Annotated in this window: 14 protein-coding genes; 8 read left to right on the top strand and 6 right to left on the bottom strand. The window is 32.0% G+C overall.

The features are described 5' to 3' along the window. Positions 1 to 45: 45 nt before the first annotated feature. From rbsR to H9L18_RS11145, 3 genes are read left to right on the top strand one after another with little or no spacing between them, the layout of a single operon-like run. On the top strand, positions 46 to 1038 hold the full coding sequence (gene rbsR / locus H9L18_RS11155) for a ribose utilization transcriptional repressor RbsR (RefSeq protein WP_126792248.1): 993 nt from the start codon (positions 46 to 48) through the stop codon (positions 1036 to 1038). Positions 1039 to 1050: 12 nt separating this feature from the next. Then, on the top strand, positions 1051 to 1725 hold the full coding sequence (locus tag H9L18_RS11150) for a response regulator transcription factor (protein WP_126792250.1): 675 nt from the start codon (positions 1051 to 1053) through the stop codon (positions 1723 to 1725). Continuing rightward, the gene (locus H9L18_RS11145; RefSeq protein ID WP_126792253.1) at positions 1722 to 2999 is read left to right on the top strand and encodes a HAMP domain-containing sensor histidine kinase; all 1278 of its coding nucleotides are present in this window, start codon (positions 1722 to 1724) and stop codon (positions 2997 to 2999) included. The genes H9L18_RS11150 and H9L18_RS11145 overlap by 4 nt, the downstream gene beginning before the upstream one ends. A 51-nt stretch (positions 3000 to 3050) precedes the next feature. On the opposite strand, the gene H9L18_RS11140 is transcribed toward H9L18_RS11145, so the two are convergent. From H9L18_RS11140 to H9L18_RS11130, 3 genes are read right to left on the bottom strand one after another with little or no spacing between them, the layout of a single operon-like run. Further along, on the bottom strand, positions 3051 to 3782 hold the full coding sequence (locus H9L18_RS11140) for an ABC transporter permease (protein ID WP_126792255.1): 732 nt from the start codon (positions 3780 to 3782) through the stop codon (positions 3051 to 3053). Beyond that, the gene (locus H9L18_RS11135) at positions 3782 to 4477 is read right to left on the bottom strand and encodes an ABC transporter permease (RefSeq protein WP_126792257.1); all 696 of its coding nucleotides are present in this window, start codon (positions 4475 to 4477) and stop codon (positions 3782 to 3784) included. The genes H9L18_RS11140 and H9L18_RS11135 overlap by 1 nt, the downstream gene beginning before the upstream one ends. Next, positions 4461 to 5363 (bottom strand): ABC transporter ATP-binding protein, encoded by a 903-nt coding sequence (locus H9L18_RS11130; protein ID WP_126792259.1) that lies wholly within the window; start codon positions 5361 to 5363, stop codon positions 4461 to 4463. Before H9L18_RS11130 ends, H9L18_RS11135 begins: the two co-directional genes overlap by 17 nt. A 211-nt stretch (positions 5364 to 5574) precedes the next feature. On the opposite strand from H9L18_RS11130, the gene rbsK reads away from it, so the two are divergent. The 5 genes from rbsK (at position 5575) to H9L18_RS11105 (ending at position 9459) form a co-directional block, all read left to right on the top strand. Next, on the top strand, positions 5575 to 6480 hold the full coding sequence (gene rbsK / locus H9L18_RS11125; RefSeq protein WP_126792261.1) for a ribokinase: 906 nt from the start codon (positions 5575 to 5577) through the stop codon (positions 6478 to 6480). A gap of 16 nt (positions 6481 to 6496) precedes the next feature. Next, complete coding sequence (gene rbsD / locus H9L18_RS11120; protein ID WP_126792263.1) at positions 6497 to 6892, top strand: D-ribose pyranase; 396 nt, start codon at positions 6497 to 6499, stop codon at positions 6890 to 6892. 25 nt (positions 6893 to 6917) lie between these two features. After that, complete coding sequence (rbsU, locus tag H9L18_RS11115) at positions 6918 to 7805, top strand: ribose/proton symporter RbsU (protein WP_126792265.1); 888 nt, start codon at positions 6918 to 6920, stop codon at positions 7803 to 7805. 134 nt (positions 7806 to 7939) lie between these two features. Beyond that, the gene (locus H9L18_RS11110; protein ID WP_246433278.1) at positions 7940 to 8167 is read left to right on the top strand and encodes a DUF1858 domain-containing protein; all 228 of its coding nucleotides are present in this window, start codon (positions 7940 to 7942) and stop codon (positions 8165 to 8167) included. A 2-nt stretch (positions 8168 to 8169) separates the two neighbouring features. Continuing rightward, positions 8170 to 9459 carry a DUF438 domain-containing protein gene (locus tag H9L18_RS11105; protein ID WP_126792269.1) on the top strand — a complete coding sequence of 430 codons (1290 nt, stop codon included), beginning with the start codon at positions 8170 to 8172 and terminating at the stop codon, positions 9457 to 9459. Between the two features lie 45 nt (positions 9460 to 9504). Here the strand turns inward: H9L18_RS11105 and pnuC are convergent, their stop codons facing one another. Genes pnuC through H9L18_RS11090 form a run of 3 tightly spaced genes read right to left on the bottom strand, consistent with a single transcriptional unit; the run spans position 9505 to position 11596 of the window. Then, positions 9505 to 10218: a nicotinamide riboside transporter PnuC gene (gene pnuC / locus H9L18_RS11100; protein WP_126792271.1), complete on the bottom strand. Its 714-nt coding sequence runs from the start codon at positions 10216 to 10218 to the stop codon at positions 9505 to 9507. Continuing rightward, positions 10218 to 10940 carry a nucleoside phosphorylase gene (locus tag H9L18_RS11095; protein ID WP_126792273.1) on the bottom strand — a complete coding sequence of 241 codons (723 nt, stop codon included), beginning with the start codon at positions 10938 to 10940 and terminating at the stop codon, positions 10218 to 10220. The genes pnuC and H9L18_RS11095 overlap by 1 nt, the downstream gene beginning before the upstream one ends. Then, positions 10940 to 11596 (bottom strand): Crp/Fnr family transcriptional regulator, encoded by a 657-nt coding sequence (locus H9L18_RS11090; protein WP_126792275.1) that lies wholly within the window; start codon positions 11594 to 11596, stop codon positions 10940 to 10942. The genes H9L18_RS11095 and H9L18_RS11090 overlap by 1 nt, the downstream gene beginning before the upstream one ends. Positions 11597 to 11720 lie beyond the last annotated feature (124 nt).

The raw sequence follows: 11720 nt of genomic DNA, 5'->3' as shown, positions 1-11720 counted from the left end.
ATCGGTTACAATGAGAGCAATGATGAAGATGAGGTGTGTCGTGAAATGGCAGAGAAAAAAGTAACTATCAAAGATGTTGCAAAAGCATCTGGTGTATCAATTGCAACAGTCTCCCAAATTGTTAATGGTAATAGTAAAAACTTTAGTCCAAAAACAGTGGAAAAAGTTTTAAAAATAAAAGATGAATTAAATTATGTTCCTGATTATTTTGCTAGAAGAATGGTCATGAAAAAGAGCAAAACAATTGGAGTTCTAGTACCCGATATTTCAAATCCTTTTTTTTCAACTCTTGTACGGGGAATTGAAGACGTTCTTTATAAAGAAAATTTCATTACAATGCTTTGTAATGCAAATGGGGATAATAAAAAGGAAAGCCTTGTTTTAGAAGAGCTTAGTAGAAGAGGGGTAGATGGTTTTATTATTGCAAGTTCTGCAATTTCAGATAAAGACATCCAACAATTGCTAGTTAATAAAAACCACCCATTTATCATATTGGATCAAAAATCTTCCGACGAAAATAGTGATAGTATCCAAACAGATGACTTTTCAGGAGGAAAGCTAGCTGCACTCCATCTAAAACTTCTGGGGCATAAAAAAGTAGCAGTTGTTATCCCAGAGAATGCGACAACTAACATAGCAAGAAGATTAGAAGGATTTAAAGAGGTTATGGATGAAAATATATCTATAATCTATTCTTCATTATCAAAAGAAGGCGGAAGAAAAGCCGCAAAAAAAATTGTTGAAACTGATGTAACTGGTATTTTTGCCATCAATGATGAGATTGCTTTTGGTCTTTATTTAGGCTTAAAAGATTTTGATAAAAGTATTCCTGATGATTATAGCGTTGTTGGTTATGATAATGTTGATATGTGCAAGTATGTCACACCGCCATTAACAACGATTGCTCAACCAATTTATGAGTTAGGACAACAAACAGCAGAGATGTTACTTGAAAGAATTGAGCATCCAAAACAAGAACAAGTAATCAAAAAATTACCAGTTAATTTGATTAATCGATTTTCAACAAGACAAATTTAGGATGAGTAGGATATGAAAATACTTTACATAGAAGATGAAAAAGAAATTAATGAGTGGTTAAGAGCGGAATTAACAAAAGCTCATTATGAAGTCTATGCTTTTAAATCTTATCATGAATTTAAAGAGCATCATTCTGAAGAGATAACATTTGATTTGGCTATTTTAGATGTCATGTTACCAGGACTAGATGGGTTCTCAATTGCACGAAGATTGAAGAAAGAGCAAACCAATTTACCAATTATTATGCTAACAGCTCGTTCTCAACTAGAAGATAAGTTGGAAGGATTAAGTATAGCAGATGACTATATCACCAAGCCTTTTCAAGTAGAAGAAATATTAGCTCGAATGCAAGTATTATTACGACGTTTTGAAAAAGATGAAGAAGTCATTTCTGTTAAACATTTAGAAATTAATCTAAAAAATAAAACCATCATCAACACAAATAATACTCAAGAAATTTTATTAACACAAAAACAGTATGCCTTACTAAATTATTTTATTGTTCATGGTAATCAGATTCTAACAAAGGAACAATTATATGAAGCTGTTTGGAATGAAGATTATATAGATGGGGATAAAACGCTAATGGTTCATATTCGTTATTTGAGAGAAAAAATAGAAGAAGATCCTTCACACCCAGAAATTGTTGAAACAAATAGGGGGATTGGGTATAGGGTTCGTCTATGAAGAAAATAGCTAACTCTTTATTCTTTCGTTTTATTGTACTGATAGTGATAGCTCTAGGTTTTTTACAAACAGTTATGATACTCTATTTGTTTAGTGCTAATTTTGAAAAAATGAAGAACAATCAATTAAATCTAACTCAAATCGAAGAGAAATGGACAAAAGATGTTAAAGAAGCTGCTCCTGATTCAATTGATAAAATAGTTGAAAAATGGCATTCCCAATTTGAAAGGTCCCAATATTTTTATGTAGATGGACAAGGAAAACTTCAAAAAGAATGGTATATCCAAATAGATGAATCTTTACCTAAAATATGGGATACGATGAACACAACTAGGTTTATCCAAGAACATTATGATGCTGAACTTTATACGGTTATCCGTTTTGTTGGTGACAATGAAGAAAATGGCTTTTTAGTTTTACAAATACCAAGAGATGTAGTGACACCAACTAAAGTAGATAATAGTTTTATCTACATTGGTGGAATCTTTTTAATACTTTATTTAATCATTTCTTTTATCTTTTTCTTTAAAATAATCAAACGGCTTGTTAGACTTGAAAAAGCCATGACAGTTCGTGAAAATGGACTTCCAGTTCATACGAAAGTCGCTAAAAAAGATGAAATTGGTAAAGTAGAAGTAGCTTTTAATCAAATGATTGATGAATTAGAAGAAGCAAAAGAAAAACAAGAAGAAGAAGAGCAGTTAAGAAAAGAACTGATTGCTAATCTATCACATGATTTAAAAACACCTTTAACTAAAATTAGAGCAGCTAGTCGAGATATACCTAAAGAAAATCAATACTTAATTGACCAAAATATCGATAAGATGAGTGAATTAATTGATAATTTGATGTCATACACGTTACTAACAGCAGATAAAGTGACATTTGAATTGGAAGAAAATCGAATTGATCGTTTAGTGAACCATTCCATAGCTTTATGGTATCCAGTGTTTGAAGAAAGAGATTTTGAAGTAGAAGTAGAATTAGAGCAAACAACTTGGGTAGTAGATGATAATCAGTTTTCTAGAGTGTTAGATAATGTGTTTCAAAATGTCTTAAGACATGCTGATAGTGGCAAATATCTTGGTATCTTTTTAAAAGATAATTGCTTAGTTATTCAAGATAAAGGACCAGGCATTGAAGCTCATTCTGAAAATAAAGGAGCAGGAATCGGTCTGAATGTGATTGATTTGATGACGAAAAAAATGTCTCTGTCCTTTAAAATAGAAAGTAATCAATTGGGAACAAAAATCATGTTAAAAGAAAAAAATTAAAACCTTATCGTATCTTGAGCGTTATTATGACTCAAAGATACGATAAGGTTTTTAAATATTTTTACGATGGAAGGAGATAATTCCCATTAAGAAAAAGACGAGGAAACTTACTCCAGTAACTAAAATCATTTGTTGAATTGATATTAAAGAGAAACCTAAGCTGTTTTCACTAGGGTACATCATAAAGAAGGGTTGAGCCCAAGGATAGAAGGGACCAAATCTTTCTGAATTGATGGCTAAAATACTTGGGATGGTAAAAAAGATATTCATTGTAAAAGAAACTGCAAAGCTACGCCAATGCATACTAGCAAATAATTGAAGAGCAATCATTGGAAAAGTGGCTAACCATCCAAGTAGAATAAAGCTAAGAATTTGTTCAAATGGAAAAGGTTCATTAAATTGATTGATGACTCCTGTCATAAAAATAACTACACCATAAACAAGTTGCATCACAAGAACCAATAAAACAATCATTAGAAACTTACTTAAATAAATTTGATATCGTTTAACAGGTAAGGCAACCAATTGTTTCCAACCTCCAGCGAGGTGTTCGTATCGACAAATGATACCAGCTAATATTCCTGTTGCTAAGGGTAAAAATAAAAGAGCATAAGGAAGGTTAACAAACATAAGAGTAACTAACCAAGGATTAAACTCATCCATATGTTTAACCATAGGATTGATTAAACCAATAAATAAACTAAGCAGAGGTCCAACTAATAAAATGGTTAAAAGATGTTGATGTTTTAATTTAACGCGTTCGGATTTTAAAAGAGCAATCATTATTTAACATCCTTTCTGTAAAAATCTTGTTGACCGATAAAAAAGATTATTAGACCTACCCCAATACCTAACAAAGAGTTTATAAGTGGATTGGGTAATCTTATCCAGCTCCAAGGGGCCCAGTCTGGTAATGATTGTGAAGAGTAAGTTAACAAAAAGTTTAAGACACCTATAGTAATTGGCGTTGCTTGTGTTTTAGCAATTACAGCTACCCAAAGCTGAAAACTAGCAATAGGTAATACGGCTAAAAAAGGTAAAAAGCTTTGTTTAATAATAGCTAAAACTGGAATGGGTTGATTAAAATCAAGAAACAAGCCAAGAAATAAAGTAAATAAGGTAAGCAGTACGCAAGCTATGATTAAAAAGAAAAGAACAACAAAAAACTTGGCAGCATAAAGGCTTTTCTTAGAAATAGGCAAGGCAACTTGCATTTTCCAAGCATTTGTTTCTTCCTCAATACTTGAAATTTGAGTACTCAATATAATCGTTCCCAATACAATGGCAATAGGAATGTAGCTTGTTATATTTAATAAAAAATACTCCCAATAATCAGGATTTTGTTGGAGTAACCAATCTTTTCTAACACCGTAATTGAGAGCTTGTAAACTAACAACACCAAAAGCTCCCAAGAAAGATAAAAACCAAAAACCTTTTCTTTTAATTTTTTGAAATTCAGATTTAATTAATTGTCCCATTGGTATCCCTCTCAATCATTGATAGAAATGTGTCTTCTAAAGACTGCTCCATGTCTTCAATTCGGTAAATCTTAATAGACATTTCAATCAATTGTTTAACTAGTATTGCCATACTTTCATCTGTTTGTTGCTCAATTATCAAGTCGTCATTAATTATTTCTCCCTCAATAATGGTTAGAGCTAGACTTGGGTTGTTTAATCGAAGTCGAATTTTTGGTTGGAATATTTCTTTTAGTTCAGTCATCTTCCCTTGATACAGCAGATTTCCTTTATTGATGATAGCAACAGTTGTCGCAATGTGCTCGATTTCAGATAATAGATGACTTGATACAATGATAGTTGTCCCGTTTTTAGCCAACTCTTTTAATAAAAGGCGCATCTCAATAATCCCTTCAGGATCTAAACCGTTAGTTGGTTCATCAAGAATTAATAATTTAGGTTGATGTAAAATAGCTTGAGCAATCCCTAATCGTTGCTTCATTCCAAGAGAAAATTCTTTCACTTTTTTATTTGCGACATGTGATAATTTAACTGTTTCTAAAACATCATCAATTCTAGATACGGGTACCTTCAAAATAGTTCGAATGACTTCTAAATTTTCTCTTGCAGTTAAATGTGGATAGTAGGAGGGATTTTCGACTAGCGCTCCTACTTCTTTTAAAATATCAATTCTCTCCTTAGCTAAGTCTTTATTAAAAACAAAGACAGAACCTGAAGAAGGCTTCATTAATCCTAGAATCATGCGAATCGTTGTTGATTTTCCAGCACCATTTGGACCAAGAAAACCGTATATTTCGCCTTCCTTTATTTCTAAATTTAATTGGTTAACTGCTTGATACGTTTTAAATGATTTCGATAAATTTTTTGTTTGAACGATTGTTTTCATATTTCTCACCTCGCTATCTACTATAAAGAGATGAGTTTAAAGAATAGATCAACTTAGTTTAAATTCTGTTTAAAAATTCTTTTTTAACTTTTTGATAGACTTGTCTTGAAATTGCTTTCAACATGTGTTATATTTTTGTTGTCTTATTAAAACGTTTTAATAAAACGTTTTAATTTTTAAAAACTAGATAAAATAATTCGGAGGGATAAAAATGAATACGATTACTGTTATTGGAAGCATAAACTTAGACACAACACTTAGAGTGAACCAAATGCCAAAACCAGGAGAAACATTACACGCTAAAGAACATTTTACAGCTGGCGGTGGAAAAGGGGCTAATCAAGCAGTAGCTGCTAAACGCTCAGGTGCAGACACTTACTTTATCGGGGCAGTCGGAAATGATGGTGCAGGCATGATGATGAATGATTTATTATCTCATGAGGAAATTAATACAGATGGTGTTAGTACATTAGATAATCAATCAACAGGGCAAGCCTTTATCACAGTGGATGATGCAGGAGAAAATAGCATTATGATTTTCTCAGGTGCTAATAATAGCTTTACGCCAGAGCAAGTGAAAGCGTCAACAGGAACTATTTCAAAAAGTGATTTTGTTATTTCTCAATTTGAAAGTGCTATGGACAGTACAGTGGAAGCGTTTAATATTGCACGTAATGAAAAAGTTAAAACAATTTTAAATCCAGCACCAGCTTTAAACGATATTCCAACAGATTTATTGTCAGTAACTGATATGATTATTCCGAATGAAACAGAAACAGAAATTTTAACAGGTATTAAAGTAACTGATGAAAAAAGTTTAAAAGAAGCTGCGGATTACTTACATAACTTAGGTATTGAAGCTGTCATTATTACAATCGGCAGTAAAGGTGCTTTTTATGATGTGAATGGAAAAACTGGAATTGTTCCAGCTTTTAAAGTAAAAGCAGTTGATACAACAGCAGCAGGAGATACTTTCATTGGAGCATTAAGTACAGTTTTAAAACCAGATTTTAGTAATATTGAAGAAGCAATTACTTATGGTAACAAAGCTTCATCTCTAACAGTTCAACGTTTTGGTGCACAACCTTCAATTCCATATAAAAATGAATTGGTTTAAGAAAGGATAATTAAAAATGAAAAAATCAAAAGTTATTAATTCAGATATTTCAAGAGTTATTTCTCAAATGGGCCATTTTGATAAATTAAGTATTGGGGACGCTGGTATGCCAGTTCCAATGACAACAGAAAAAATTGATTTAGCCGTAGACAATGGTATTCCAAGTTTTATGGATGTTTTAAATAATGTTTTAGAAGAATTAGAAGTTCAAAAAGTTTATTTAGCAGAAGAAATTAAAGAGATGAATCCAGTTGTTTTAAAACAAATTCAAGAAAGATTACCTGAAACACCAATTGAATTTATCCCACATAGCGAAATGAAGCAAGATTTAAATGAGTGTCATGCTTTTATTCGTACAGGTGAAATGTCACCATATGCCAATATTTTATTAGAAAGTGGCGTAGTCTTTTAAGATTGAATAAATTGGAGGAATAAAAATGAATACAACAGCATTACTAATTGGTTTAGGTCCATTACTTGGTTGGGGATTATACCCAACAATCGCTTCTAAAATTGGTGGAAAACCAGTTAATCAAATTTTAGGTTCAACGTTAGGAACATTAATTTTTGCCATTGTCTTTTCAATGTCTCAAGGAATTAGTTTAGCTAGTGGTTCTGATTTATTATTAGGTATTTTATCAGGTATTGGTTGGGCATCTGCTCAAATCATCACATTTTATTGTTTTGGTTTAATTGGTTCTTCAAAAGCAATGCCAGTTACAACTGCTTTTCAATTATTAGGAGCTTCACTTTGGGGAGTTATTGCTTTAGGTAACTGGCCTGGTGTTACAGCAAAAGTTTTAGGTGGATTAGCTTTAATCTTGATTATTGTTGGCGCAAGCTTAACTGTATGGTCAGAAGAAAAATCTGCTGAAAATTCAAGTGTTCTTAAAAAAGCAGTAACTATGTTAGCAATTGGTGAAATTGGTTATTGGGGTTACTCTGCAGCTCCACAAGCAACAAACTTAACTGGTCAAGAAGCTTTCTTACCACAAGCAATTGGTATGTTACTTGTAGCTGTTGTTTACAGTATCTTTTTAACAGTTAAAAATAAAGAAAAATCAGCCTTTGTAGAAGTTGTTTCATATAAACATATCTTCTCTGGATTCTTCTTTGCATTTGCTGCTTTAACTTACTTAATATCAGCACAACCAGACATGAATGGTTTAGCAACAGGATTCATTCTTTCTCAAACTTCAGTTATTTTAGCAACATTAACTGGTATTTGGTTCTTAGGACAAAAGAGAACCAAAAAAGAAATGACAATGACAATCATAGGTTTAGTTTTAATTATTGTTGCAGCAACAGTTACAGTAATGCTATAAACATAAAAAAAGAAGCTGGCGAGTTCAAGTCAGTTTCTTTTTTTTACTTATTTGTGAAGCATAACACATTGAGGTTTTTGTTTAAAAATGCTATGATTTAAGAGATTGAGAATGATTATCAACAGGAGGAAATGATGAACGTTTTAAAAAAGAATCAATCTGTATTTGATTTAATTCAAGCCTATCCGGAATTGAAAGATATATTTGTTCAACTTGGACTAGATGGTGTAACTAATCCATTAGTTTTAAAGACAGCTGGGAAAAAAATGACCTTGGAAAAGGGAGCTAAAATGAAAAAAATTCCTTGGGAAAAAGTTGTTATGACTTTTGAACAAGCAGGATTTATATTTGAGGAGGATTAAAAATGACAGAAAACAGAGCGATTGATCGACAAAAAAAGTTAATTGAAATTCTGACTTTACTTCATGAAGGCGGTCAGTTTGAGACGGCAAAACAAATGTTTGATGATTCTTTTAAAGATGTAGATGTGAGTGAAATTACTTCTGCGGAAAGAGAATTGATTGCTGGAGGATTAGATCCTCAAGAAATTCAAAAATTATGTACGGTTCATGCAGCTGTTTTTAAAGGCTCCATTAAAGATATTCACCATTCCAATTATGAGCATGAAACACCAGGTCATCCAATTCATACATTGAAGCTCGAAAATATTGTTATTCGTTCGTTGCTAAGAGACGAGTTGTTGCCTACATTTGAAAAAATAGTAACAGGTCAATTAGAGTTACAAGATAAATTAGTTTCAACTTTGAAAGACTTATATCAAATTGATAAGCATTATACTCGTAAAGAAATGTTGATTTTCTCTTACATGGAGAAATACGGTATCACAGCACCACCTCAAGTTATGTGGGGAGTGGATGATGATATTCGTGATCAAATTAAAACATTAATCAGCGAGTTTTCATCCCCTAAATTCATCATTAATCAATTAAGAGAACCGTTACTAACAATGATAGATGATATTGAAGAGATGATTTTTAAAGAAGAAGAAATTATGATTCCAATGATTTTAGAAGTATTTAGCTTAGAAGATTGGGAAGAGATTGCTAAAAATAGTTATGACATCGGTTTTGCTTTTATTCCTGAACCTATTGCTTATAAAGCAAGTGAATCAGCTAAAATGGCAAGTGAAGCAATGGAAGAAAAGAGACAAAATGCTATTAAGGAATCAATCAAATTTAGTGAGAGCCAAAAGGTTTCTATGGAAAAGGAAGAAAAGACAGTTGAAGATGGCAGTATTAAACTTCCAACTGGAAATTTAAGTGTGAAAGAATTAAAAGCGATGTTTGAAGTATTGCCAGTTGATTTAACGATTGTTGATGCAAACGATAAAGTTCGTTTCTATTCGGAAGGACCTAACAGAGTATTTCCTAGAACGACTTCGGTTATTGGCCGAGAAGTGGTTAATTGTCATCCTCCAAAAAGTATGCATATGGTTGAAAAAATATTGAGAGATTTCAAATCAGGTGAAAGCCAAGAAGCAGAATTTTGGATTGATTTAGGACCTAGAAATGTTTATATCAGATATTTTGCGTTGAGAGATGAAGAAGATAACTACTTAGGATGTCTAGAAGTAACTCAAGATATTACAAGGATTAAGTCTCTTGAGGGGCAAAAAAGATTATTAGATGAATAAATTAAAAAATTGTGACAAAAGAGAAATTCTTCTGTCACAATTTTTTTAGGCATTTTCAGTTGAACTTTCGTAATCATTCCATACTTTATTTGCGTAAATACTATTAAATAAAAGAGCAGCTTGAAGGGCGACTTGGGACAAACAACCACCAAGAGTTCCAATATCAACTGCACCAGTAAAGACACGGTAAGTTAATAATGACCAGTAAATTAAATTAGCAATGTTAACAAATATCCATAAAGACCAATTTTCTTTGTATTTAAAAATATAAAGAGTTTGGGCAATTAGAGAGATAACTAAGTTAATACTATCAAAGTAAGGAAGTTGACCACCAACATTAGCAAGTATTCCCCAGCCGATTAACCAAGCAAAGAAGGCCCCAATAAATAGTTTCTTTTTAACGCTTGCGCTAAAGCTATTAACAGCTTCATCATTTCCCCATAAAAACCAGCCGATTGGTTGAGAAATAACATAAACGATGTTCATAGCAAATGAGCCGTAAGCATGAGTCTTCCAAGCAATATAAGTCATAGCAATGGTTTGAATAAAACCAAAGATAAAGGTTATTTTACGGCCCTTCATTCCATAAACCAAGCAAATAACTCCTGATAATCCACTAATCATTCCGATAATTGAATCAGGAGCGACTAAATAGGCAATTACTTGTAAAGCTAATAAAGCAATAATATAAGTTATCTCAAATTTCTTCCAACCAGTAAATAGTTGTTGGTAAAGCCAAGATTTTTTTTCAGTTGTCATTAGTTTGATTCTCCTTTTAAAAGAGTTAAAGCTAGTTTGATAGATGCTTCTTCGCCATTTGCTACAACTTCAGCCTCATTAACCAGATTATTAACGCCCTCATTTAAATCAGCCTCATATAAAACAACGTTATTCAAAATGGATAAGGTTTTGATACCTTTTAAAGTACCTAATACATATAAAGTACTAGTTTCCATATCACCACCAAGAATACCAAAATTAGACCAAAGTGCTTCTGTTTCAGTGTTAGATGGCATGTAAAAACCATCATGAGAACGGGTAATACCAAAGTGAGAGTCAGGTGATAGTTGTTTAGCTTGATGAACAAGACTTGGATCAGGGATACCGGGGTAATCTTCTGGCACATACTTTTTCGTTAAACCTTCGTCTCTGACAACTCCTGTAGAAATAACTAGTTCACCTAAAGGAATATTTTGCTGCATAGCACCGCAACTTCCGACTCTAATGATTGTTCTAATGCCAATATTGTATAGTTCTTCAATCGCAATGGCTGTTGAAGGAGCTCCAATACCAGTTGATATAACAAGAATATTTTCTCCTTCAAAGGTACCAAGAATAGACTTGTATTCTCGATTAAACATTAAATCTTTTGTATCTGTTAAAAAATGTTTGATTGTATCAACACGTTTAGGATCACCTACAATGATGGCTTTTTTGACATTTTCTAAAGGTGATAGTTGAATATGCGCTTGAGTTTCCATTAAACTTTCTTCCTTTCAATTAATAATTTTTCTTTCTTGATGATAGAGATTGACTTTGGATTGACTCGAATAAGTGAGAGTCGTTCTAATTCATTTAGAATTCGATAAACACTTCTAGGTGTAGCAGAAACAGATTCAACAACAAGTTTTTTATCTATTATTTCATGTGTTTCTTCAAGATCTATGATAGTCGTAATAACTTGTTCTTTAACTGACGAGAGGCTATATTTTGCTGCTCTATTTGTCAACTCATACATCTGTTCACATAATGATTGAATTAATTGTTGATTGAAATGCTTATCTAGATTAATCCATTCTAAAAAGTAATTATTTGGTATTTTAATGAGTAAACAATCAGTTAAACTCTCAACAGAAGCACTATAAGAAGTATTAAGAAAAGCTTCTTGTTCTCCAATTAAATTTCCTTCTTCGTAGATATCTAATAAAATTTGTCTACCATTTTCTTCCGAAACAAATATTTTTAGTTTTCCACTGACAATAATGTAAACAGAAAGGTAGGTGCTCCCTTGAGATAAGTAAAACTTCTTACCTTTCACATGAAGTAATTCCATCTTGGATAAAATATTATAAGGGCAATGTTTTAACATATAATTAATTGTTTTGTTCGATTCAATAATCCATAGTAACTCTTCCATTTTTTGTTCCTCCAATAATATTAGTTTATTATGAATGCGCTTTTATTTAAATGACGAATGTCTCAAGTATTAGACTAAATTAAGTTGTTTACTGAAGAATTGTTTGACATTTGTCTTAATAAAT

The organism is Vagococcus carniphilus (assembly GCF_014397115.1).
GTDB classification, from domain to species: domain Bacteria; phylum Bacillota; class Bacilli; order Lactobacillales; family Vagococcaceae; genus Vagococcus; species Vagococcus carniphilus.
This window is presented reverse-complemented; position numbering and strand designations above follow the sequence as displayed.